General features: G+C 38.7%; 21 protein-coding genes. 8 read left to right on the top strand and 13 right to left on the bottom strand.

Annotated features, from left to right (window positions below; genetic code table 11):
* Positions 1 to 180 precede the first annotated feature (180 nt).
* The 9 genes from rpsR to dnaA form a co-directional block, all read right to left on the bottom strand.
* Positions 181 to 417, bottom strand: coding sequence for a 30S ribosomal protein S18 (rpsR, locus tag FFM51_RS00770; protein ID WP_137596759.1), 237 nt, complete (start codon positions 415 to 417; stop codon positions 181 to 183).
* 26 nt (positions 418 to 443) lie between these two features.
* Positions 444 to 974 (bottom strand): single-stranded DNA-binding protein, encoded by a 531-nt coding sequence (gene ssb, locus FFM51_RS00775; RefSeq protein WP_137596760.1) that lies wholly within the window; start codon positions 972 to 974, stop codon positions 444 to 446.
* A 31-nt stretch (positions 975 to 1,005) separates the two neighbouring features.
* Positions 1,006 to 1,302, bottom strand: coding sequence for a 30S ribosomal protein S6 (rpsF, locus tag FFM51_RS00780; protein WP_137596761.1), 297 nt, complete (start codon positions 1,300 to 1,302; stop codon positions 1,006 to 1,008).
* Positions 1,303 to 1,491: 189 nt separating this feature from the next.
* A complete protein-coding gene (gene gyrA, locus FFM51_RS00785) occupies positions 1,492 to 4,014 on the bottom strand; it encodes a DNA gyrase subunit A (RefSeq protein ID WP_137596762.1) in 2,523 nt (840 codons plus the stop codon).
* Between the two features lie 32 nt (positions 4,015 to 4,046).
* A complete protein-coding gene (gene gyrB / locus FFM51_RS00790) occupies positions 4,047 to 5,990 on the bottom strand; it encodes a DNA topoisomerase (ATP-hydrolyzing) subunit B (RefSeq protein ID WP_170999530.1) in 1,944 nt (647 codons plus the stop codon).
* Positions 5,990 to 7,111, bottom strand: coding sequence for a DNA replication/repair protein RecF (recF, locus tag FFM51_RS00795; RefSeq protein ID WP_137596764.1), 1,122 nt, complete (start codon positions 7,109 to 7,111; stop codon positions 5,990 to 5,992). Before recF ends, gyrB begins: the two co-directional genes overlap by 1 nt.
* Before the next feature lie 9 nt (positions 7,112 to 7,120).
* Positions 7,121 to 7,345 carry a S4 domain-containing protein YaaA gene (yaaA, locus tag FFM51_RS00800; protein WP_137596765.1) on the bottom strand — a complete coding sequence of 75 codons (225 nt, stop codon included), beginning with the start codon at positions 7,343 to 7,345 and terminating at the stop codon, positions 7,121 to 7,123.
* Between the two features lie 250 nt (positions 7,346 to 7,595).
* Positions 7,596 to 8,735 (bottom strand): DNA polymerase III subunit beta, encoded by a 1,140-nt coding sequence (dnaN, locus tag FFM51_RS00805; protein ID WP_137596766.1) that lies wholly within the window; start codon positions 8,733 to 8,735, stop codon positions 7,596 to 7,598.
* 174 nt (positions 8,736 to 8,909) lie between these two features.
* A complete protein-coding gene (gene dnaA, locus FFM51_RS00810; RefSeq protein ID WP_137596767.1) occupies positions 8,910 to 10,226 on the bottom strand; it encodes a chromosomal replication initiator protein DnaA in 1,317 nt (438 codons plus the stop codon).
* A 490-nt stretch (positions 10,227 to 10,716) separates the two neighbouring features.
* Between dnaA and rpmH the strand changes: the two genes are divergently transcribed.
* From rpmH to mnmG, 6 genes are all read left to right on the top strand, one after another.
* The gene (rpmH, locus tag FFM51_RS00815) at positions 10,717 to 10,851 is read left to right on the top strand and encodes a 50S ribosomal protein L34 (RefSeq protein ID WP_044010743.1); all 135 of its coding nucleotides are present in this window, start codon (positions 10,717 to 10,719) and stop codon (positions 10,849 to 10,851) included.
* 72 nt (positions 10,852 to 10,923) lie between these two features.
* Positions 10,924 to 11,271 (top strand): ribonuclease P protein component, encoded by a 348-nt coding sequence (rnpA, locus tag FFM51_RS00820; RefSeq protein ID WP_137596768.1) that lies wholly within the window; start codon positions 10,924 to 10,926, stop codon positions 11,269 to 11,271.
* A gap of 15 nt (positions 11,272 to 11,286) precedes the next feature.
* The gene (gene yidC, locus FFM51_RS00825) at positions 11,287 to 12,120 is read left to right on the top strand and encodes a membrane protein insertase YidC (RefSeq protein WP_137596769.1); all 834 of its coding nucleotides are present in this window, start codon (positions 11,287 to 11,289) and stop codon (positions 12,118 to 12,120) included.
* A gap of 177 nt (positions 12,121 to 12,297) precedes the next feature.
* Positions 12,298 to 13,098: an RNA-binding cell elongation regulator Jag/EloR gene (jag, locus tag FFM51_RS00830; protein ID WP_137596770.1), complete on the top strand. Its 801-nt coding sequence runs from the start codon at positions 12,298 to 12,300 to the stop codon at positions 13,096 to 13,098.
* Between the two features lie 171 nt (positions 13,099 to 13,269).
* Positions 13,270 to 14,658 carry a tRNA uridine-5-carboxymethylaminomethyl(34) synthesis GTPase MnmE gene (gene mnmE, locus FFM51_RS00835; RefSeq protein ID WP_137596771.1) on the top strand — a complete coding sequence of 463 codons (1,389 nt, stop codon included), beginning with the start codon at positions 13,270 to 13,272 and terminating at the stop codon, positions 14,656 to 14,658.
* A 27-nt stretch (positions 14,659 to 14,685) separates the two neighbouring features.
* On the top strand, positions 14,686 to 16,596 hold the full coding sequence (gene mnmG, locus FFM51_RS00840) for a tRNA uridine-5-carboxymethylaminomethyl(34) synthesis enzyme MnmG (protein ID WP_137596772.1): 1,911 nt from the start codon (positions 14,686 to 14,688) through the stop codon (positions 16,594 to 16,596).
* A 211-nt stretch (positions 16,597 to 16,807) separates the two neighbouring features.
* On the opposite strand, the gene FFM51_RS00845 is transcribed toward mnmG, so the two are convergent.
* The 4 genes from FFM51_RS00845 to FFM51_RS00860 form a co-directional block, all read right to left on the bottom strand.
* On the bottom strand, positions 16,808 to 17,455 hold the full coding sequence (locus FFM51_RS00845) for a nitroreductase (RefSeq protein WP_137596773.1): 648 nt from the start codon (positions 17,453 to 17,455) through the stop codon (positions 16,808 to 16,810).
* Positions 17,456 to 17,643: 188 nt separating this feature from the next.
* Positions 17,644 to 18,627, bottom strand: coding sequence for an aldo/keto reductase (locus FFM51_RS00850; RefSeq protein ID WP_137596774.1), 984 nt, complete (start codon positions 18,625 to 18,627; stop codon positions 17,644 to 17,646).
* A gap of 28 nt (positions 18,628 to 18,655) precedes the next feature.
* Positions 18,656 to 19,909 (bottom strand): dicarboxylate/amino acid:cation symporter, encoded by a 1,254-nt coding sequence (locus FFM51_RS00855; RefSeq protein WP_137596775.1) that lies wholly within the window; start codon positions 19,907 to 19,909, stop codon positions 18,656 to 18,658.
* Positions 19,910 to 19,936: 27 nt separating this feature from the next.
* Positions 19,937 to 21,415, bottom strand: a complete 1,479-nt coding sequence (locus tag FFM51_RS00860; protein WP_137596776.1) for a UDP-N-acetylmuramoyl-L-alanyl-D-glutamate--2,6-diaminopimelate ligase — start codon at positions 21,413 to 21,415, stop codon at positions 19,937 to 19,939.
* A 229-nt stretch (positions 21,416 to 21,644) separates the two neighbouring features.
* Here FFM51_RS00860 and asnB point away from each other — a divergent pair, with 229 nt between their 5' ends.
* Together asnB and lepB are read left to right on the top strand one after the other, a co-directional pair.
* Positions 21,645 to 23,510 carry an asparagine synthase (glutamine-hydrolyzing) gene (gene asnB, locus FFM51_RS00865; protein ID WP_137596777.1) on the top strand — a complete coding sequence of 622 codons (1,866 nt, stop codon included), beginning with the start codon at positions 21,645 to 21,647 and terminating at the stop codon, positions 23,508 to 23,510.
* Positions 23,511 to 23,655: 145 nt separating this feature from the next.
* On the top strand, positions 23,656 to 24,258 hold the full coding sequence (lepB, locus tag FFM51_RS00870; RefSeq protein ID WP_137596778.1) for a signal peptidase I: 603 nt from the start codon (positions 23,656 to 23,658) through the stop codon (positions 24,256 to 24,258).
* The last annotated feature ends 158 nt before the right edge of the window (positions 24,259 to 24,416 follow it).

Genomic DNA, 24,416 nt, shown 5'->3' on the forward strand with positions numbered 1-24,416 from the left:
CATATTCTTTGTAGCGTCATAAATACCAATAGTTACATTTTATCACACTCTCATAGTTTAAAAAGTGTATCTCGGTTTAGAACAATATTATAAAAAAATCCGCAGTTAATATCAAAAAGACCCAACTACACCACGATTGTGGGTAATTGGGTCATATTTACTCAATCATACTAGTTCAAATTAGTCCTCTGCAACGAATGGTAGCAGACCCATAATTCGAGCACGTTTGATTGCGATTGTTAAGCGACGTTGGTTTTTAGCACTTGTTCCGCTAACACGACGTGGTAAAATCTTACCGCGTTCAGAAACAAACCGCTTCAATAAGTCAGTATCTTTATAATCGATGTATTCAATATGGTTTGCGGCAATAAAGTCAACCTTGCGGCGACGATGTCCGCCTCTTCTTTGTTGAGCCATTGAATTTCCCTCCTCTGGCAGTTACTTTAGAACGGTAAATCATCATCGGAAATGTCAATTGGTTCGCCGTTATTCGCAAATGGGTCATTGGCATTATTATTTGCATTACCACTAGCCGCATTGGCATTATTATCAGCATTTCCAAATGGATTATCATTTACTGATGATGATTGAGGAGCATTGGCTGGTTGATTATTGTCAAAGCTTGGTGCGCCATTGTTATGACTTTGACTCTGAGCTTTCGTTTCCAGCAATGAGAAGTTTTCAACTACCACTTCCGTTACATAGACACGTTGACCCTGTTGATTTTCGTAATTTCTGGTTTGAATCCGACCATCAACCCCAACCAAAGAACCCTTATGAGTGAAGTTAGCAAAATTTTCAGCAGCTTTACGCCAAATGACGCAACTGATAAAATCAGCTTCTCGTTCACCCTGTTGATTAGTGAACTGTCGATTAACAGCAACAGTAAATGTTGCTACAGCAGCTCCGCTAGTTGTGTATCGCAACTCAGGATCTCTAGTTAAGCGTCCAACAAGTATTGTACGATTAATCATAGACTAATGCTCCTTTCAATATTTATGATTATTAAGCTTCGCGCTTAACAATCATGTGACGTAAGATATCGTCACTAAACTTAGCTAAACGATCAAATTCATTTAGCGCTACATCATCGTTTGCTGTGACATTAATGATATGGTAAGTACCTTCATTGTAGTCACCAATTTCGTAAGCAAATCGACGAGTAGACCAGTCTTTTGAATCAACGATTGTAGCACCATTGTCTGATACGATCTTGTCGAAACGTTCAACAAGCGCTGTCTTAGCAGCTTCGTCGATATCAGGACGAATAATGTACGTAATTTCATAACGTGTTGGTTCCATGAACTGTTACACCTCCTTATGGACTTTGGCCCTTTTCCATTTAAAAAGAGCAAGGAAAGCAGACGTTTTCACGTGTACTCACAAGCAAAAATTATAACACGATAGCACTGATAAAACAAGGACACAAAATAAAAATCCTAAATTGCGATACATATAATACATACGCTCGCCATTAGGATTTTCATTTATTTATTCATGTGTTTCATTTTGATCTGTACTTACTTGTGCTGTATCAGAATTATCATCAGAAGCTGATTTTTCATCTTCTGAATCCTCTTCCTTATCAACCTTAGTCATTGTAGCAACATGCGTTTCATCATCCATTTTAATTAAATGAACACCCAATGTTGCTCGTCCAGTTTGCGAAACAGTTTCAATTCCGAAGCGAATAATCACACCTTTATCGGTTACCAACATGATGTCCTCATCGCCAGTAACAGTAGCCAAGCCAACTAATGGACCATTCTTCTCAGTCACATTAGCAGTTTTAATTCCTTTACCACCACGTCCCTTAATTGGGTATTCGGTGGCAGGCGTTTGCTTACCAAAGCCTCGTTCACTAATCACAAAGACATTGCTGTCATCGGTTAATAAATCAACACCAATAACGAAATCGTTGTCTCGTAATCTAATTCCACGAACTCCGCTAGCTGAGCGACCCATTGATCGAACATCGGCACCTTTAAAACTGACTGCATAGCCTAAATGAGTTCCAATAATCATTTTTTGAGATTCTTCAATAATTGAAACACCCATTAATTGATCATTTTCTTTTAAAGTAATAGCTTTTAAACCATTACTCCGGATGTTCTCAAATGCTGCTACCGGTGTCCGTTTAACCGTGCCGTGCAAAGTTGTGAAGAAAAGAAATTTATCGTGGTCATTTGTTTCATGTGAAACATTGATAACAGCAGAAATCTTTTCGTCTGCTTCAATTCCGAGTAAGTTAATAACCGGAATTCCCTTCGCCGAACGACCATACTCTGGTACTTCATACCCCTTCATCGAGTAAACTTTACCTGCACTCGTAAAGAATAGCAATCGATCATGGGTAGATGTTGATATTAGTTGCTCGATGAAATCATCATCATGCACACCCATTCCTTGGACACCACGACCACCACGATGTTGCGCTTTAAACTCATCAACAGCGAGTCGTTTAATGTAGCCGTTATGGGTTAATGACACAATCACATTTTCTTCTTCAATCAGATCTTCATCTTCTAAGTTGGTAACATCGCCGACTTGAAGTTCCGTGCGACGTTTGTCACCAAATTTCGATTGAATTTCCAATAATTCATCATAGATAATCTGATGAATTCTTTCTGTATGCTGCAAAATATCTTTGAAATCAGCAATCGATTCCATCAATTTTTGATACTCATCTTCAACCTTTTCGCGTTCCAAACCAGTTAATCGAACTAATCGCATATCTAAAATAGCCTGAGCCTGACGGTCAGATAGACTATAGTTTTCCATCAACTGGCTCTTAGCAATTTCACTAGTTTGTGAACTGCGAATTGTATTAATGATCGCATCGATATGATCAAGTGCAATTCGTAATCCTTCTAAAATATGAGCTCGGGCTTGCGCCTTTTTCAACTCAAATTCTGTCCGACGACGAACCACTTCTTCTTGGTGTTCCAAGTAGTACTGCAAAATCTGTTTCAAGCCCAGTACTTTAGGAGTGCCCTTAACGATAGCTAACATATTGAAACTAAATGACGTTTGAAGCAAAGTCATTTTATAAAGATTATTTAAAATAACTTCGGCACTAGCATCTCGTCGAACATCAATAACAATTCGCATTCCTTCACGGTCAGACTCATCATTAACATCTGTAATTCCTTCGATCCGCTTATCACGAGCCAAATCAGCAATTCGTTCAATTAATTTTGCTTTGTTAACCATATAAGGAATTTCGGTAGCAACAATCCGCTGTTTACCGTTTTTTTGTTCTTCAATATCAACTTTAGCTCGGACAATAATTGTCCCACGGCCGGTTTCGTATGCTTTTCGAATACCAGATTTACCCAACACGATTCCACCTGTTGGAAAATCAGGACCTGGAACTGCCTCCATTAAATCAGCAGTCGTTGCTTCTGGATTATCCATCAAAATATGAATTGCACTGATTACTTCAGCTAAATTATGCGTCGGAATGTTTGTGGCCATTCCCACTGCAATCCCAGATGCACCATTAACTAGCAAGTTAGGAAAACGAGCTGGTAATACACTTGGTTCTTTTTCAGTCCCATCATAATTTTCGGTAAAATTAACCGTATCTTTATTGATATCCCGTAACATTTCAACGGCAATCTTACTCATTCGAGCTTCTGTATACCGCATTGCGGCAGCGCCGTCACCATCAACAGAACCGAAGTTACCATGGCCATCAACTAACATATACCGATAGCTAAAATCTTGCGCCATTCGAACCATTGATTCATAAATTGCAGAATCACCATGCGGATGAAACTTCCCCATGACGTCTCCAACAATTCTGGCCGATTTTTTATACGGCTTATCAGGTGTCACACCTAATTCACTCATCCCATATAAAATTCGACGATGAACGGGTTTCAATCCATCACGAACATCTGGCAATGCTCGTGACACAATTACACTCATTGCGTAGTCTAAAAACGACGTCCGCATTTCGCCAGACAAATTGACATTAGTAATTCGACTTGGTAAATCTTGTTCAGCCACAGTTTTTCCCCCTTTTTAATTCATCGTTTCGTTTATAGGTCTAAGTTTTGGACATAAACTGCATTTTCTTCAATAAATTCGCGTCGTGGTAATACTTTATCACCCATCAACATTGAAAATACTTTATCAGCTTCAATTGCATCTTCTGATTCAACCCGCAACAATCGGCGCTTATCTGGATCCATGGTTGTTTCCCACAGTTGTTCTGCATCCATTTCACCAAGTCCTTTGTATCGTTGAATAACAGGCTTAGGAGAGGGTTGTAATGAACCCATCACTTGCTCTAGTTCTTCATCAGAGTCAATGTATCGCATATATTTACCTTGACGTACTTGATACAGTGGTGGTTGCGCGATATACACGTATCCAGCATCAACAATTGGACGCATGAATCGATAGAACAGGGTTAACAGCAATGTTCTAATATGAGCTCCATCGACGTCGGCATCTGTCATAATGATCAACTTATGATAATTAGCCTTAGAAATATCAAATTCATTCCCAAAACCAGTTCCCATTGCGGTAAATAATGACCTAATTTCTTCATTAGCCAGAATCTTATCTAAACTGGCTTTTTCGACGTTCAAAATTTTACCACGAATTGGTAAGATTGCTTGTGTAAGTCGTGAGCGACCTTGTTTGGCCGAACCACCGGCAGAATCACCCTCGACAATAAATAGTTCTGAGATTTCAGGATCTTTACTAGTATTATCAGCCAACTTACCGGGCAAATTACTAATTTCAAGCCCACTCTTTTTACGGGTCACTTCACGTGCCCGTTTAGCGGCAACTCGAGCTTTTGAAGCTAAAATTCCTTTGTCGACAATCTTGTGGGCAACGTCTGGATTTTCCATCATAAACCGATTAAACGTTTCTGAAAATAGATGGTCAGTCGCTGTTCTCGCATCTGAGTTGCCTAACTTAGTTTTAGTTTGACCTTCAAACTGTGGATCGGGATGTTTAATTGAAACGACAGCCGTTAATCCTTCACGCACGTCATCACCTGATAGTGCGTCTTCGTTTTGTTTTAGGAAGCCATTTTTACGACCATAATCGTTAATGACCCGGGTTAAAGCTGTTTTAAACCCAGTTTCATGCGTTCCACCCTCATATGTGTGGATGTTGTTAGTAAAGGTCATCAAATTACTGTGGTAATCATCGGTATACTGCAATGATACTTCTACCGTGATCCCTTTTTCTTCACCCTCAACATATACTGGTGGATCAAATAAAACATCTTTATTTTCATTCAAATATTCAACATAATGACGGATTCCACCTTCATAATGGAAAGTCTCACTAGTTGGTGTCTCTGGTCGCTTATCGGTAATTGTGATCTTAAGTCCCTTATTTAGGAAAGCCAATTCGCGAATCCGAGTTGTTAAAATTTTAATATCATACGTGGTTGTTTCTTGAAAAATATCTGGATCTGGCAAGAAATGTACGATCGTTCCATGATCCAATTCATGTTTTTCATCGATAACTTTCATTGGTGTTTTAACATGGCCACGTTCAAAGTCAATGTAATATACTTTTCCATTTCGAATAACACGGGCATCTAATTCGGTTGACAGTGCATTAACAACTGAAGCACCAACCCCATGTAACCCACCAGAAACTTTATATCCACCGCCGCCAAACTTACCACCGGCATGTAAAATCGTAAAAACAGTTTCCAGCGCTGGCTTACCTGTTTTAGCTTGAATGTCAACTGGAATCCCACGACCATTATCAGTAACTGTAATGCTGTTATCCTTTTCAACAGTAACCGTAATCTCGTCACTGAACCCTGTTAAAGCTTCGTCAATTCCATTATCGACAATTTCCCATACCAAATGGTGTAGTCCTTGAGATGCAGTCGTTCCAATATACATTCCGGGACGTTTTCTAACAGCTTCTAGTCCTTCAAGTACCTGGATTTGGCTAGCATCATATTCCCTTGCACGTTCTGCTTTAGTTTCTTTTTGATCGCTCACTATGGCTCCTCCTTTAATAATGTTCCATGGTCAATATTAAAAATAGTTGGCGTATGAATTAGTTGTTGTGCAATTCCACTTAGACTGGTCGTCGTCAGAAAAGTCTGAACCTTATCTTGAATTGCCGTTAATAAGTGCGTTTGGCGCTCATCATCTAATTCTGATAACACATCGTCCAATAAAAGAATTGGATATTCGCCGGTTTGCTCTTTCATTAAATCAATCTCAGCCAACTTAACCGATAGAGCAGTTGTTCGTTGTTGTCCTTGTGAACCATATGTTTGAACATTTTTGTTATTAATTAGAAATTTTAAATCGTCACGCTGAGGACCATACAAAGTACTCCCCTGTTCGATTTCTTTAGTTTCATTTGTTAAATATAAATCTAATAGTTGGTGATAAATGTCATCAACGCTGATATTCTCATCAAGTTTAACCTGATTAACATATTGAAATGTTAATTCTTCTTTTTTTTGTGAAACAGTCTCATGGACAGCTTGCGCCCATTTTTCTAGCTTTTTTAAAAAAGTCGCTCGCGCTACAATGATTTCTGCCCCATATGCTGCCAACTGATCTGATAGCACTTGGAGTAGTACCCGATCGTGTTGTTGCTTTGTTTGCAACTGCTTTAGATACTGATTTCGTTGCTTCAAAATTGCGCGATACTGGCCCGAATCATACAAGTATTTATTACTCATCTGACCAAATTCCAAATCCATAAAATGTCGTCGCATTGCCGGGGCACCTTTAACAATAGCTAGGTCTTCTGGCGCAAATAAGATAACGTTTAGTTGTCCCACATATTGGGATAACCGAGCCTGTTCCAAATGATTTACTTTAGCCTTTTTTCCCTTAGCGCTAAAAACTAATTCTAAGGGAACCGTGCCACCCTGTTTTTCGATTCGACCACTAAGCGATGCTTCATGGGCTTGCCAATTAATCAGTTCTCGATCATTAGCTGTGCGATGACTTCTAGTTAATGCTAGTACATAAACGGCTTCAAGCAAGTTAGTTTTTCCCTGTGCATTTTCACCAATTAAAATATTGACACCCGGGGAAAATGTCACCCTTAAATCATCATAATTACGAAAATTATGTAGCTGAAGTTCTTTTAAAATCATTTAAACTGCCTACTCATTTTGAATGACAAACGTTCCAATATCGGTAATTTGAACTCGATCACCGGCATATAATTTTCTACCACGCCGTTGATCAATCTCACCATTAATGATTACTTCGTTTTCACTTAAGAACCATTTAGCTGCACCACCAGAGGCAATAATTGATTGCTCTTTTAGTAATTGTCCTAGCGTAATAAATGGACGGTCGATTTTAACAATTTGGGGTTCCTGCACTTCATCACCTACTTTATATTTACCTATCCATTATACCGTTATAACAGGTGAAAAACAAATAAATATCGCTTATTTTAACGATTTTAGGCCATTTAATGTTTCTTGGTATCTTTTACCAAAATAAAGAAAAATCGCTAAAATTAAATTTTAACGTGGTTACTGTTAATTTATACATTTAAAAACACCCTCAAAAAAGTGAAAAAAAAGAGCGCCCTTTTTTAAATGCAAAAGGCGTTCATTATTTTGGCTCTTAATATGTTCTAACTGGCGTAATTAATTGAATAAAGTTCTCAGCATTTTCTGTTGGCACCAAGGTAAATGGACGTAATGCAGTTGTAAATGAAAGCTTGATTTCACTTTGACCAAATGAACGCAATGCATCTTTCATGTAGTCAGGGTTAAATGAAATTTCTAAATCCGCCCCAGTCATTTCACTAGTTGTGATCGCTTCTTCAACATTTCCCACATCTGGAGAATTCCCAGTAATCTTAGCCAATTTATCGGCAGAAGTAACCGATAATTTAACAACATTATTGCGACTCTCATGTGATAACAATGATGCTCGATCAATTGCGGCCAAAAAATTAGCTGCATTTAATTCAATTGCAGTATCTTCAGTTTCAGGAATTAAACGACTCGTTTCAGGGTAATTACCTTCTAGTAATCGCGAATAAAACATTGTATCACCTAAGACAAATAGAACTTGGTTTTCTGCAATTCTTAGTTCAACAGCATCTTGATTATCACTAATCATGCGAGATAATTCGGTTAAACTTTTTCCCGGAATGATAATGTCATAGTTTTGTTGTACGGGCTGTGGTAATCCGATTTTTCGTTGTGCTAATCGATGACTATCAGTAGCAACTGCCGTTAATTGACTTTCAGCTAAAACTAGGTGAATTCCAGTTAAAATTGGCCGACTTTCCTGCGTTGAAACAGCTAAAACAGTTTGACTAATAATTTCGCGTAAAACGTCTCCTGCTAATTGAACACCATCCGTGGTCTCTATTTCTGGTAAGTGCGGATAATTATTGGCATCTTGTCCATTAATTGTAAATGCAGCAGATCCTGATGTGATTTGAGTTTGAAAACCATCACTAACTTCAATCGTGACCGACTTATCTGGCAACTTTTTGATAATTTCGCTAAAAAAGCGTGCTGGTAACACAATTGAGCCAGTTTGTTCAATTGTTAAATTAAAACTTTCGTTGCTAACTGGTAAAACAGTTTGAATTGTAATATCAGCATCGCTACCGGCCAGTGTTACTTCAGCATCACTAACGTCAATCTTTAATCCTGTCAAAATAGGAATTGTTGTTTTAGATGAGATTGCTCGTAAGACATCGTTTAACTTAGCGGTGAAGGTTGCTCGATTAATCGTAAATTTCATGTTCGTTGCTCCTTGAAGGTTGAATTTGGTTTTAATTTAATTAATAAATAATAAAGTCGTAGTAGTAGGGCCTGTTAATACTGTTGATAATAACGGGCCGCCCGAGTAAGACACAAATCTACCCTGTGCATTACCTGTGGATAACTATCTAGTTATTTTTAAAGTTTTCCACAGCTATGGCTTTAGTTCCATTTTAAGGTTTTGGACATCCTCTTGCAAATTATGATCGGATTGGAGCATTTCTTCAATTTTATCAATTGAATGTAAAACGGTTGTATGATCCTTGCCACCGAACTCAGCACCAATTTTTGGTAGTGAGTTATCGGTTAGCTCGCGAGACAGGTACATCGCGATTTGGCGGGGAACAACAATTTGTTTGACTCTTTTTTTGCCCTTCAAATCTGTTTGAGAGATGTGGTAATAACCAGCAACTTTTTCCTGGATTAATGGAATTGTTAGAGCACTGGTGCCAGATAACTTCAAACCTTTAAGTGCGTCCGAAGCAAGGCTGGTAGTAATGATTGCTTTATTTAAGTGTGAATAAGCCTGTACCCGTGACAGTGCACCTTCGAGTTCACGGACGTTTGAGTCAATTTGGCCTGCGATATAGGTTAGTGTGTCATTTGGTATATCAATCTGGTCGGCCTGAGCTTTACTACGCAAAATTGCAATTCGAGTCTCTAGGTCGGGAGGGGTGATATCAACTGACAATCCCCATTTAAACCGGGAAACAAGGCGATCTTGCAGTTTAGGGATTTCATTAGGCAAACGATCAGAGGTTAATACGATCTGTTTGTTTTCCTCATATAGCGCATTAAAAGTATGGAAGAATTCTTCTTGAGTTCCCTCCTTATCAGCGAAAAATTGAATGTCATCAACTAATAACAAATCTAAGTTTCGGTATTCTTGCCGAAACTGTTCTTGGGTTCCAGTTTGAATTGCATTGATAAAATCATTGGTAAAGGCTTCGCTGGTTACATATTTAACGCGTGTTTCACTATTGGTTAGTGTCATTTTGTTACCGATCGCATGCATCAAATGGGTTTTACCCAAGCCAACACCACCATAAAAGAAGAGTGGATTGTACATTTTACCGGGTTCTTCTGAAACAACTAGGGCAGCTGCATGGGCCATTTGGTTACCCTTGCCAATCACAAATGTATCGAAAGTATAGCGAGGATTAAGCGCCGTATTAACCTTAAAAGAAGGTTTGTTTTCAGGTGTGGAGGGGGCCGTTGATTCTTGTGCTTCGATGATGAAGCGCGGTTCGATTTTTGATGATGTTGCTTCAAAGGCGTAAAGGCGGAATTTATCAGTTAATGAATCGCGCCAATAATCTTTATGAAATGGTGTTGGTAACTCAATGGTTAATTGATCATTAGCTAATGAAATTGCTTTAGCTGGTTCAATTAAATTTTCATAGGTTACGCTGGAAACATCATTCTTAAACGATTCTTTAATTGTATCCCAGAGTGTTTCTAAATCAGTCACAATAACTCCTCCTAAATAAAACTACGTAAAATAGTTTAGCATGTCGTTAAAAAGTTTTCCACAGGGTTGTTGAAATTTAATTGTAATATTGCACAACGCTGTGTGGAAATTATCCACCAATGTGTGGATAAGCTGTTACTGACGTGATTTTGCTTGGTTATCCACAATTTTTTGTGGAAATAAAAGTCGGTGATACCAAGGGCCTTATTAGTTATCCACTGTTTTATACATAGTTGTGGATAACTTCTTCGACAGGGTGTTTATTTGTGATTAATCTAGGGAAAAAGCAGTGGATAACTCAAAATTAATTTACGAAAAGAAACAACGCTGTGGATTATTTCAAAGTAATTGTGGATAACTCAAAATTTATTTATTTATTTTAGGTGTTTATTATCACTTTTAAATGTGCTAAGATTGGTGGGTATTCTTTGGAAAGATCACCTTTTCGATTAATAAAAATCAAACTAATTGTTTTAGGAGGTGCTAAAATATGAAGCGCACATTTCAACCAAAAAAGCGGCATCGCGCACGTGTTCACGGTTTCCGTAAACGCATGAGTACAAGTAACGGCCGTAGTGTATTAGCACGGAGACGTCAAAAAGGCAGAAAAGTATTATCTGCATAGGGGTCGTGACAAACTAGATTTGTCGCAATCCCTTTTTTCATATCTATAGGGCTAATTTTGGAGATTGTAACTATGAGAAAGTCATATCGGGTTAAAAAAGAAAGCGAGTTTCAGCGAGTCTTTGAGACCCACAACTCGGTGGCTAACCGTAAATTCATTGTGTATACAATGGAAAAACCAGGTCAAAAGCATTTTCGAATTGGGATTTCGGTTGGAAAAAAAATTGGAAATGCTGTTCATCGTAACTGGGTTAAACGGCGAATTCGCCAAACAGTGTTAGAGCTAAAAGAACAGATTAAGCCAAATTATGATTTTTTGGTAATTGCCAGACCGTCAGCTGATCAGATGACCATGGCGGAAACAAAACAACATTTAATGCATGTATTGAAGTTAGCTCATCTAATCGAAGATGAGCATTAAAGTGAGGAACGAAGCGTGAAAAAGCACTTAAAAAAATATTTGACCATTGCTAGTATTTTGTCTTTAGGATTGTTTTTAGCTGCCTGTTCCAATAAACCAATTAATAGCCAAAGTACTGGTTTATGGGATAAAGGCATCGTTTATAATTTCTCGCGAGCTATTATTTGGTTGGCACATACCTTTGGTGGGTATGGAATGGGAATTATTATCTTTACCATTATTGTTCGAATCGTGATTTTACCATTGATGATCTACCAAACACGGGCAATGCGTAAGACACAGGAATTACAACCTAAGTTAAAGGCACTGCAGAAAAAGTATTCATCTAAGGATATGGAAACAGTCCGCAAACTGCAAGAAGAGCAACGGAAGCTTTATTCTGATGCCGGGGTTAATCCGTTTGCGTCAATGCTACCGTTGATTGTGCAATTGCCAGTTATCTATGCTCTGTACCAAGCTATTTGGCGGACAGATGTGCTGCGGGGCGGATCATTTTTATGGTTAGAGTTAGGTCATCGCGATCCGTACTTTATTTTACCTATTTTAGCTGCCGTCTTTACCTTCTTTAGTTCATGGTTATCAATGGCGTCTCAGCCAGAAAAAAATAGTATGACCACAGCAATGACATGGATTATGCCAATTATGATTTTCTTCATGGCAATGAACATTTCATCAGCGATCTCACTATATTGGGTGGTTACGAATGCCTTTCAAGTGGGCCAAACATTTGTGATTCAAAATCCATTTAAAATTAATCGTGAGCGGGCTGAAAAAGAAGCAGCTGAAAAAGCACGTCGTAAAGCAATTGAAAAGGCGAAACGAAATGCACGTAAAAGTAGACGAAGATAAATAAAGTCTTCTTAAGTTAAATGTTCATTAAAAAATGCTAGCCTCCGATGAGAGTTTAGCATTTTTTAATTTAACTGTAGGTTAAACTGAATGATAAATGATATAATCAGCGATGAAATTATTATTGATTAAATAAATTAGTAAAAATGATGGTACTTAGTTTTAGGAGGAGCCACAATGGCTATTTTCACAGGAGAAACGGCAGCACAAGCAATTGAAAATGGATTAAAAACACTTCATTTAACTCGTAACGAAGCTAACATCACAATTGTTAAAGATGCCAAAAAGGGGTTCTTGGGAATTAACAAACAAGAAGCCGAGGTGGAAGTTAAATCGATTTTACCACAGCATACAGGTGGTGCTTTTTTGCATCCAGAGTTATCTAATGAAATTGCCAAAGAGAGTAAATTCGATAACTTAGGTGGTGTGGATGAACACCAAGAGGCAATAGATGATGACGTTGAACTTGACCTGAGCCCGGCTGAGATTAAGCAACGCCAAGCAAAGAATCAACTTAAGTTAGAACAGGCAGCACAACGTTTGGTTGATTACTTAACTGATATTTTAAATGTGATGCAAATTGAAATTGAACCTAAATTAACGATTGAACATCAATTAATTAAAATTAATCTGACAACTGAAAAACAAGGGTTATTAATTGGTCATCACGGGTTAACCATCAATTCGTTGCAAACGATGGCTGTTGTTTTTTTGAATCAACATGGTGTGCAACATACGAACGTGATTTTAGATACTGACAACTATCGTAAGCGCCGTGAGGAAGTATTGGTTGGTGTGGCCAAGCAAGCGGCGACTGAAGCCGTGGCAACCGGAAAAGCGGTTTATTTAGACCCCATGCCAGCATTAGAGCGAAAACAAGTCCACCAAGCGTTAAGTGAAAACAAGTTTGTCCGGACCTATTCGCAAGGAGATGAACCGCGTCGTAGTTTGGTAGTCGCTCCAGCTAGCGAGATGTAATGATTGACAATCTAAGCGATCCATTTTAGAATAGTCACGATTATAATAAATTAATATTGGTAAAGTAGTGAAAGTGCTTTGACCGCGACCCAAATTGTGGGCGTGGAGTGGCGCTTTTTTTATTGCTATTAATTATTAGCAGTGAAATTCAGATTGAAGGGAGTTTAACTCGTGGAACAGACAGAGTTTGATACAATTGCAGCTATTTCAACTCCAGTTGGTGAAGGTGGTATTTCGATTATTCGAATTAGTGGTGACCAGGCCTTGACAGTTGCTGCGCGTGTTTATCACGGTCGTGACTTAGCAAAAGTTGCTAGCCACACTATTAATTATGGTCGGATTATTGATCCTGAGACAGATAAAGAGGTCGATGAAGTCATGGTGTCCGTCATGTTAGCGCCAAAGACCTATACACGTGAAGATGTAATCGAGATTAACTGCCATGGTGGGCTAGTAGCGACCAATAAAATTTTGCAGCTAGTTTTGAGTAATGGTGCAAGGATGGCCGAACCAGGTGAATTTACTAAGCGAGCCTTTTTGAATGGTCGCATTGATTTATCACAAGCGGAAGCCGTGATGGATTTAATTCGTGCTAAAACGGATCGTTCCATGAAAGTAGCGTTAAACCAATTAGATGGTGACTTGTCACGTTTGATCAAAAGCTTACGGCAAGATATTTTGGATGTGTTGGCACAAGTTGAGGTTAATATCGATTATCCGGAATATGATGCTGTAGAAACGATGACTACGAAACTATTGCAGGAAAAAGCAACAGAGCTACAGCAGCAGATCAAGCAATTATTGAGTACTGCTAAGCAAGGAAAAGTATTACGAGAAGGTTTAGCGACTGCAATTATTGGTCGACCAAACGTAGGAAAGTCCAGTTTGCTTAACCGCCTGTTGCACGAAGATAAAGCTATTGTCACCAACATTGCTGGTACGACTCGTGATGTAATTGAAGAATACGTTAATGTAAATGGTGTCCCCCTCAAATTAATTGATACGGCCGGTATTCGCCAGACAACGGACCAAATTGAAAAAATTGGAGTTCAACGTAGTCGTAAAGCAATTGGAACGGCTGATTTAGTTTTATTATTATTGGACAGTAGTGAAGCTTTAACCAAAGAAGATCGTGAGTTATTGGCTGATACGGCTGATACAAAACGAATTATTATTTTGAATAAAACAGATTTACCTAAAAAATTAAGTCGGGATGAATTGACCGAGTTTGTGAACGCCGATGAAATTATCGAAACTTCAATTTTACAAAATGCTGGGATGGACGAATTAGCTAAAAAAATTAGTCATCTATTTTTCAATGAAGGTATTGAAAGTAATCAAGGTAGTGTAATGGTAACTAATGCTCGTCATATTGGTTTGCTACACCAAGCGAGTGATGCGCTCAAGGATGTTCAAACGGGAATTGCGGCAGGGATGCCTGTTGATTTAGTTCAAATTGACATGACTCGTTGTTGGGATTTACTGGGAGAGATTACCGGCGATAGCTACCAAGATGAGTTACTAGATCAACTATTTAGTCAGTTTTGTTTAGGAAAGTAAACTAGTTAACGTTAGAGGAGAATGAAAATGGATCAAGCTTTACCTTACAAAGGAAATGATTATGATGTCATCGTTGTCGGTGCTGGTCATGCGGGTAGTGAAGCGGCGCTAGCAGCTGCTAGAATGGGCAATAAAACGTTATTAGTGACTATCAGTTTGGATATGGTTGCTTTTATGCCCTGTAATCCATCAGTTGGTGGACCGGCTAAGGGAATTGTGGTTCGGGAAATTGATGCCTTAGGTGGTGAAATGGGTCGCAATATTGATAAAACTTACGTTCAAATGCGGATGCTTAATACTGGTAAGGGTCCTGCTGTCCGCGCACTAAGAGCGCAGGCAGATAAATATGCTTATCATACTGAAATGAAGCGGACGCTTGAACGTGAACCCAATCTAACACTACGGCAAGCAACAGTTGATTCACTAATTGTTGAAGATGGGGTTTGTAAAGGTGTCATTACAAACACTGGGGCTCATTATTCCGCCAAAAGTGTTGTTTTAACAGTAGGAACTGCCGCACGCGGTAAAATTATTATCGGTGAACTCCAGTATTCTTCTGGTCCTAATAACTCTAAACCGGCCATGAAGTTATCTGAAAATTTGGAACAATTAGGATTCGAATTGGAACGCTTTAAGACGGGAACACCACCTCGTGTTGATGGAACAACAATCAATTACGATGAAACAGAGGAACAACCCGGGGATGAAGAGCCCAATCATTTTAGTTTTGAAACTCCTGACAGCAATTACTTACTGTTAAAGGATCAGTTATCTTGTTGGTTGACTTACACCAATGAGACTACTCATGAATTGATTCGTGCTAATTTAGATCGGGCACCAATGTTTTCAGGTACGATTGAAGGCGTAGGCCCACGATACTGTCCATCTATTGAAGATAAGGTTGTCCGCTTTGCGGATAAGCCACGACATCAATTGTTCTTAGAGCCAGAAGGCCGAGATACGGAAGAATGGTACCTACAAGGGCTCTCAACATCATTACCAGAGGAAATCCAACAGAAGATTATTCACTCAATTAAAGGCCTCGAAAACGCCGAAATGATGCGTCCAGGATATGCAATTGAGTACGATGTCGTAGCACCATATCAATTACGACCAACCCTAGAAACTAAGCTAGTTAAAAATCTTTATACTGCGGGGCAAACAAACGGAACATCAGGCTATGAGGAAGCCGCTGGTCAGGGAATTATTGCTGGAATCAATGCAGGTTTGCGGGCGCTAGATCGGGGTCAATTTACGCTGAAACGTTCAGATGCTTACATTGGTGTCATGATTGATGATTTGGTTACCAAGGGTACCAATGAACCATATCGATTATTAACCAGCCGGGCCGAGTATCGTTTGATTTTGCGTCATGACAATGCCGATTTACGTTTAACTGAAAAAGGCCATGAGCTTGGTTTAATTAGCGACGAACGATTAGCTCGATTTGAAGCTAAAAAAGAAGCGATTGCAAACGAAGAGAACCGGCTGGCCAATGTGCGCATTAAGCCAACTGATGATGTAAACGCGTTTGTTGCAGCACGAGGAGAAAAACCCCTGCAAGATGGTATTTTAGCAATTGAATTTTTGCGACGACCACAAGTTACTTATGCAGATCTATTGAAGTTTATCCCAGCACCAGAAGTTTCCTTAGATCATCGAATTATCGAACAAATTGAGGTTCAGGTTAAGTACGAGGGGTACATTAAAAAAGCTGAACAAAAAGTGGAACGATTAAAGAAGATGGAAGCAAAAAAAATTCCTGACCAAATTGATTATGATGCCATTGATGGTTTAGCAACCGAAGCACACCAAAAGTTGAAGAAGATTCAACCGGAAACAATTGCACAGGCTTCACGAATTAGTGGTGTTAATCCAGCTGACATTGCGATTTTAAGTGTTTATATTCAACAAGGACGAATCGCTAAAATTAGTTAGAGTGTGAACAGCCGCGATTAGAAGTCTGAATGTAACAATAAAATCCCGCATATCCTTAGTTTTTTGAAGGATATGCGGGATTTTATTGTTAGTTACATGGAAACTTCTGTGGCTGTGAGCATTGTTAATCAATAAGACTAGCTCATATCGTGATTTAGATAAGATTAAAATTGAATATTACATGAAAACATCAAAGAGTGAGAAGCAACGCCTAATCTTTGATAACTAAAATATCGTCTAGCTTAGAACGTTGCGACCGGTATTGATTTAAAAGCGAATCTGATTGATACCCTAGAGCAATTCCAATAAAGATTGTTTCATCTTCAGGAATGTCCAAGGCGGCGCGTTCTAATTCTGGATATTTTACTAGTGCATAAGATGGAATTGAATCGATTTCTTTTGCCGAAGCGCTCAGCATCAGAGTAGATGCAAACATTCCTAAATCAAATTTTGACCAATCTGGTGAATTTTTCGCAATTGTTAAATAGATAACTGCAGGGGCATTGTAAAGATATTTTTGGTAATGATCGTAGTCATCATTGTGCTCTGTTGCCCAATCAGCTTTTCGTTTCGAATTGATAGCCATATTTTCACGCGGCATTTGAGCCCAATCTTTACGATGACGTGTTGGAATTTCTGAATGACTGGCAACTCCTTGATTCTCAAGATCCGCTTGTTGTTGTGCTAACTTTTTAACTGTTTTACCGGTGGCAATGTAGACCTTCCACGGTTGTGAATCAACCCACGACGGACTCTTTTGGGCCTGAGCAACAATGGCTTTGAGGTCTTTGATTGAGACGGGCTGATCAGTATATGATCTAATCGCGTGGCGGCGCATTAATGCTTCGTTAAATTCCATTTTTCAAGCCTTCTTTTGGGTTCATTTCGATAAGTATATCACTTAGCTTAAATTCGATTGCTAAAACGTGTCTAATTATTTACGTAGCGTAAAAAAGAACAACGGTCGATCACTCAAATTATGAGCAAGCAACTATTGTTCCCTATAATATCACTAATGACTAAACTCATGGTTAGACACTCTATTTTCTACCATTCATACTTAACAACAGGTTCAAAGTACTGCTGATAAATATCTTTGCAGATTCCCATCTGTTCATTGCTCAAAGCTGGTAATTCGGCTGCACCAGTATTTGATGCGATTTGTTTAGCATTACTTGCTCCAGGGATGATTGTTGATACTTCACTAAACATTAGAATCCAACGGAGTGCTGTCTGCGCTAAATTATCAGAGCCAAGTTTTTCTTTTAATTGGTTAGCTGCCTTGACGCCTGTTTCGTAATCGACGCCAGCAAAGGTCTCACCTTTGTCAAATGCTTCACCATGACGATTAAAGGTGCGGTGATCATTTTTTCCAAACTTTGTGTTTAGCGTATATTTACCAGTCAATAAACCACTAGCAAGCGGAACGCGAATAATTGTACCAATATTATGTTGCTTGGCTAATTTAAAGAATAGATCGGCTGGTTTTTGCCGAAAAATATTGAAAATAATTTCGACAGCCGAGATATCATAATCTAAAGCCTTAATCGCTTCTTCGATCCGTTCAACGCTAACACCATAATGTTTAATCTTTCCTGCAGCTTTGAGGGCATCCAAAGTATCAAAAACTTCTTTTTTATAATAGACATCAGTTGGTGGGCAGTGTAATAAAATTAAATCTAAACTTTCTGTACCTAAGTTTTTGAGTGAATGATTAACAAAGGCTTCAATGTTTTCTTTAGAATAATTGCTGACGGCGTGTGGTTCCAATCCTCGGCCACATTTGGTGGAGACATAAATATGACGATCGGGATGGGTAGCTAGAAACTTGCCAATTGCCTGTTCACTATTACCATCTTGATAAATATCAGCTGTATCAAAGAAATTAACACCAGCTTGATACGCTTCTTCCAAAGTTTGCATTGCATCTTGTTCATCAAACGGATCGCCCCATTTAGAACCTAACTGCCACGTGCCTAATGAAACTTCACTAACCTGATAATTGGTTTTGCCTAAAGTACGATATTTCATTTTATTATCTCCTTTTTTCCGGAAATCATTAATGAGCTGTTAAATAATTATTTAGCCAATTTTTACCCTCTACAAACCGGGTAACTAACATCCCAGCAGTTGTGTTACTTGATGAATTGAGCAAGGTAGCTGGAATATCAATGATTTCACTGATAATCAAAATTAATGGCAAAGCAGTCATAGGAAAACCAAAGACTGTAATAATAACAGTTTCAGCCACAAAACCACCGCCCGGAATGGCGCTCATTACTACCCCAACTAAGAAACCAACAGCGATAATTAGTAGTGCATTTTCAGGGGTTGTAATATTACGACCAAATAAAACAAACAAAAAGGTAGCTTTTAAAATTCCGCCCACAACGGATCCGTCTTTATGGGTATTAGCTCCTAGTGGAATTACAGTTTCTGCAATATCAGGTGTCACACCCATTTTTTTGGTATATTCAAGGTTAACAGGAATTGAAGCGGCAGAAGAACTGGTAGCAATTGCAGTAATTGCAGGAGCACCGATGTTTTTCCAAAAAATCCTGAATCCATTGCGACCACCGGCAACAAATGCATAGCCACTCATTACGATAAAGAAATAGAAAGCAGCAAAGCCCAAGTAAACAATCCAAGTTCGCAAGTAAGTGGTTACCATTTCAGATCCTAAATTACCAATGACGGTGGCAAAAAAGCAGCCTAATCCAATCGGGGCATAGTACATGATATATTCAACAATTTTCATTGTAACAACATTACCAGCTGCCAAAACTTTGGCAAACGGTTCAGCTGCTTTTCCTGACGTTGATGTTGCGATACCTGTAAAAATAGCCACTACGATTAACGATAGCATATTATTTTTGGATAATATTTTATTAAAATCGTCAACTGTAAAAGTTTGAACCAGTCGTTCCAATCCCGAGGTATTGCTGGCACCGTCACCTTTAACATGACCCATCATGTGTTGAATACTAGCCATATCGACACTATTGATTGGGCGAAAAATCACGACGGCTAAATAACCTAAAATCGCAGCAATTAATGCAGTACATAAAAAAACGATCAGGGTTGTGACCAAAATTTTACCTAGCCGTTTCATTTCTGTCATGTTAGCAATCGCTGAGGAGATACTAAAAAATACTAATGGGATCAAAATCATATACATTAGATTTAAAAATAGGTCTCCAAATGGTTTAACAACATTAACTTTTGTGCCCCAAATAACTCCAGCTAAGCCGCCCAAGATAAGTCCAATCAACAATAAAATAGTTCCGCGGTAGTTTTTCCAAAAGTTTGTCATCTATAGTTTGCTCCTAAATTTAAAAAACTATTTTTGTTCATTAAAAAAGTCATTAACGACTTCAACGTCATCAAAATGGTGTTTAGTAGTACCGATGATTTGATAATCTTCGTGACCTTTACCAGCAATCAAGACAACATCTCCTGGCTGTGCCTGAGTTAATGCGAAATAAATTGCCTCGCGACGGTCTGAATTACGTGTGTAATCCTTAGTAGATAGATCAGCAACCATTTCATCAAGAATTGATTCAGGATCTTCTGTTCGTGGATTATCAGATGTAAAGACGGCATCTGTTGCGTTATTAACCGCAATTTTAGCCATTATAGGACGTTTTTCGGTTTCACGGTCGCCACCACAACCAACAACGCAGAAGACGCGTTTATCTGCGAATGCATTAATTGTATTGAGGACATTTTTTAAACCATCTGGTGTATGTGCATAATCTACAATAACCGTCACATCTTGGTCGTTTGGAACGACTTGGAACCGACCACGGACCCCTTTTACTGTTTCAAGTGATTTAATGATTTCTTCAGGTGTTAAGCCGTGTTCGTAAGTTGCTCCAAATGCAGCTAAGGCGTTGTAAACGTTAAAATCACCCATTAACTGTAAATGAACCGGATAAGTTTGACCATAAATTTGTAAATCAAATTTAGTTCCATGACTGGTAACTTTAATATTTTTAGCTTGTAAAATACCCTGGCCATGAGTGCCGTAAGTTAGAACGTTGGCAGCTGTTTTTTCAATTAAACGACGACCATATGGATCATCAATATTAATCACAGCTGTTTTTGGCTTTTGATTTCTATGATAGCTATTGCCTAGCTGTGAGAACAAAAGTGCTTTAGCATCAAAATAGTTTTCAACTGTTTTGTGATAGTCTAGGTGATCTTCAGTTAGGTTAGTAAAAACAGCGGTATCAAAATCAACGCCCCAAGCGCGACCTTGAACCAATGCGATTGAAGAAACCTCCATGGCACATTCCATAACTCCTTGGTCAGCCATCTCACGTAGCAATTTTTGAGTGGTATGTGGATCTGGCGTGGTATTAATAGTTGGTAGTTTTTGTTTACCAATTTTATTGTACATGGTACCGATAATACCAGTAGTACTACCATGGTCATCTAAAATTTTACTGATTAAATGAGTAATTGTAGTTTTACCATTGGTTCCAGTAACGCCAAACATAGTCATAGCAGCGCTAGGATCGTCAAAAAAACGAGCACTAATTTGTGCTAGTGCTTTATAAGTATCGGGAACAGTAATGACAGTCACTGTACCGGTAACCTCAACCGGGCGCTGTACAATGATTAACTTTGCACCTGCATCGGCCGCTTCTTGGACGTGTTCGTGGCCGTCAAAATTTAATCCTTTGATGGCAACAAAACAACATCCGGGCGTGATCTTACGAGTGTCTTGAGTTAAATCTGTAAATTCAAGTCCTTGCAGTTTTTGTTTATCCTCGTGATTTGTTTGAAGGATTTCTGCTAATTCAGTGGCCTTCATATTTTCATCTCCAGTTAGAATGTTGTCAGGTAAATTTTATACCTGACGATTAAGCTTCATTTTATCATTGTTAGATTAGGGAATAAAGGGCTACTCCTCTCATTTATCTTTCATGACAAATTGATGAAAAAATATTATAATACGTGTTTGTAAATTATTCGTTTAAGTTAACGGCATTCGGGAGAACGTTAACTTTTGTAGGTTGGTTTTGTATTTGGGAGGAAATTTAATGTGTGGATTTGTTGGTGCAATTCATCAAACAAACAATGAAGGAGCATCATTACAAGATATTAAGACAATGAATCAAGTGATTACTCATCGTGGACCAGATGATGAAGGTTACTTTGAAAACGACGATATTACGGCTGGTTTTAGACGCCTAAGTATCATTGATTTGGCTCATGGGAGTCAACCATTGTCTTATGATCAGGAACGGTATTGGATTGTTTTTAATGGTGAAATTTATAATTACCTAGAATTACGGCAAGAATTGCGGACTGACGGCTATCAATTTAAAACTGATAGTGATACCGAAGTCATTTTAGGGATGTATAAAAAATATGGTGAGGCAAGCGCCAAGTTTTTAAGGGGAATGTTTGCCTTTGTTGTCTGGGATACACAAACACACGAAGTTTATGGTGCCCGTGATCACTTTGGTATTAAGCCACTGCACTACGCAATTCAAGATGATAACATCTATTTTGCGTCAGAGAAAAAATCAATTGTTAAAATTTTAAATGATCAAAAAATTAGTGATCAAGCATTGCAAGATTACATGACATTTCAATATGTGCCAGATCCGCATACAATGAGTCCAGATATTAATCGGCTTCGTGCTGGCCATTATTTTATTAAGAAACCGGGGCAAGAAATGCAAATTAAGCGTTACTTTGAACCGAGCTTTACGCCCCACAAAGTTACGAATGAACGGTTACTAGCAGATAAAGTTGCAGATGCGTTACGCGATAGTGTTGAAAAACATATGCGAGCAGATGTAACGGTGGGATCTTTTCTTTCAGGTGGAGTCGATTCATCAATTATTGTGGCGTTAGCACGTCAACTGAGTCCTAAAATTAAAACATTTTCAGTTGGATTTGAACGAACTGGTTATAGTGAAATTGACGTTGCGAAGGAAACAGCCCAGCGCTTAGATGTTGAAAATATTAGTAAGATAATTACACCAGAGGAATTTAGTCAACAATTCCCCCGATTTATGTATCATATGGACGATCCGTTGGCAGATCCGGCCGCTGTGCCACAGTTTTTCTTGGCGCAGCTAGCGCGTAAAGACTGTAAGGTAGCATTAACCGGTGAAGGGGCTGACGAGTTGTTTGGTGGTTATAATATTTATAACGAACCTAATTCATTAAAAATGTTTAGCAGCTTCCCGCGTCCGGTAAATGGTGCGTTGCATCACTTAGCTTTGCACTTACCAACTGGTATGAAAGGTAAGAGTTTTCTTGAGCGCGGAACGACCCCCCTTGAACAACGGTTTGTTGGAAACGCGAAGATATTTAATGAAACAGAAAAGCAACAATTATTAAAACATTTCGATCCAAACCACCCGTACACTACAATAACGAAGCCATATTATTTAGCTAACCGTGGACTTGATCCTATTAGTCGAATGGAAGATATTGATGTGCATACTTGGTTAGTCGGAGATTTATTATTAAATGCTGACAGAACGACAATGGCTGCTAGTTTGGAATTACGGACACCATTTATTGATAAAGAGGTTTTCCGAGTTGCACGTGAAATTCCTGCCAGTCTCAAAGTGGCTAATAAAACTACCAAGTATATTCTTCGGAAGGCAGCGGAAAGTTTTACGCCAGCTAATGTGCTGTATCGTCGTAAATTAGGATTTCCAGTGCCAATTAAATATTGGCTAAAAAATGAGCTCTACGATTGGGCCGTTAATATCATTAATGAGGCGCAAGTAGACGAATATATTAATAAAGATTATGTACGGCGATTGTTGCAAGATCACCGAGCAAACAAACAAAATAATGCTCGTAAAATTTGGACGGTGTTAACCTTTATGGTTTGGCATCAAGTTTATGTTGAATGGCGATATCCTGAACTAATGGGATAAACAAACAGGTTTTGTTTATGCTAGTGTGCTGTTTACTATTTTTGATGAGGGCACTGAGATTTTTAATTTGCTTATCTGACAAGATGTATTACAATTACATTTAAGAAATTAAGTGCGTAAATCAAATTAAGTGGGGATTTATTGAATGAAAGCATTAAAAGAGATTTTTAGCTGGATTGTGCCGATCGTTATCGGCCTTCTGGTAGCACTACTAATTAAGGATTTTGTGTTCCAATTGGTACGTGTTGATGGTCCATCAATGCAACCTAATCTAGAAAATAATGAACGTGTTTTGGTATTTAAACAGTCTAAAATTCGCCGTGGTAGCGTGGTAGTGTTTGATGCAAATGGAGTTGATCCGCAAGCTGCTGTTAAGACTGATTACGTGAAGCGGGTAATTGGTAAACCAGGTGATACGGTTTCTGCAAATAATGGCAACCTGTATGTTAATGGTAAGAAGGTTAATCAAGACTATATTAGTAGTTCTGAGCGTTCAACTGGTACTGGTAACTGGACGATGGCTAGCATTTCACAGACGAACCGATGGCCAAAACATCTTGGAGCAACGAAGGTTCCTAAGGGAGAGTATTTTGTTCTTGGTGATCACCGGAGTGTTTCTAATGATGGGCGCTACTGGGGATTCGTGCCAAAAAAGAAGATTCTCGGTGTGGTTAAGGTACCGTTCTGGAATACCAATAAGACCAAGCGAGATAATGTAAATAAGCAATGGAATGAGTTCTTTGATTAAGAGTGTGAACCGCCGTGCATAGAAGTTGTAGTGTAACAATAAAATAAGCCGCATCTTTCGTTTCTTGAAGGATGTGGCTTATTTTATTGTTACACGGAAACTTCTGCGGCTGCGAACACATTTCAGCCACAAAAAAGCAACATAATAAAAACACTCAA

Origin of the sequence: Paucilactobacillus kaifaensis (assembly GCF_005405145.1) — a bacterium.
Taxonomy (GTDB): Bacteria; Bacillota; Bacilli; order Lactobacillales; family Lactobacillaceae; genus Paucilactobacillus; species Paucilactobacillus kaifaensis.

Bases quoted from the DNA above. Each gene is read 5' to 3' on its own strand.
- dnaN (WP_137596766.1), bottom strand. From the start codon at position 8,735: ATGAAATTTACGATTAATCGAGCAACCTTCACCGCTAAGTTAAACGAT.
- lepB (WP_137596778.1), top strand. From the start codon at position 23,656: ATGAAAGCATTAAAAGAGATTTTTAGCTGGATTGTGCCGATCGTTATC.
- FFM51_RS00845 (WP_137596773.1), bottom strand. From the start codon at position 17,455: ATGGAATTTAACGAAGCATTAATGCGCCGCCACGCGATTAGATCATAT.
- rpmH (WP_044010743.1), top strand. From the start codon at position 10,717: ATGAAGCGCACATTTCAACCAAAAAAGCGGCATCGCGCACGTGTTCAC.
- mnmG (WP_137596772.1), top strand. From the start codon at position 14,686: ATGGATCAAGCTTTACCTTACAAAGGAAATGATTATGATGTCATCGTT.
- FFM51_RS00860 (WP_137596776.1), bottom strand. From the start codon at position 21,415: ATGAAGGCCACTGAATTAGCAGAAATCCTTCAAACAAATCACGAGGAT.
- rpsR (WP_137596759.1), bottom strand. From the start codon at position 417: ATGGCTCAACAAAGAAGAGGCGGACATCGTCGCCGCAAGGTTGACTTT.
- rpsF (WP_137596761.1), bottom strand. From the start codon at position 1,302: ATGGAACCAACACGTTATGAAATTACGTACATTATTCGTCCTGATATC.
- asnB (WP_137596777.1), top strand. From the start codon at position 21,645: ATGTGTGGATTTGTTGGTGCAATTCATCAAACAAACAATGAAGGAGCA.
- jag (WP_137596770.1), top strand. From the start codon at position 12,298: ATGGCTATTTTCACAGGAGAAACGGCAGCACAAGCAATTGAAAATGGA.
- FFM51_RS00850 (WP_137596774.1), bottom strand. From the start codon at position 18,627: ATGAAATATCGTACTTTAGGCAAAACCAATTATCAGGTTAGTGAAGTT.
- ssb (WP_137596760.1), bottom strand. From the start codon at position 974: ATGATTAATCGTACAATACTTGTTGGACGCTTAACTAGAGATCCTGAG.
- FFM51_RS00855 (WP_137596775.1), bottom strand. From the start codon at position 19,909: ATGACAAACTTTTGGAAAAACTACCGCGGAACTATTTTATTGTTGATT.
- rnpA (WP_137596768.1), top strand. From the start codon at position 10,924: ATGAGAAAGTCATATCGGGTTAAAAAAGAAAGCGAGTTTCAGCGAGTC.
- recF (WP_137596764.1), bottom strand. From the start codon at position 7,111: ATGATTTTAAAAGAACTTCAGCTACATAATTTTCGTAATTATGATGAT.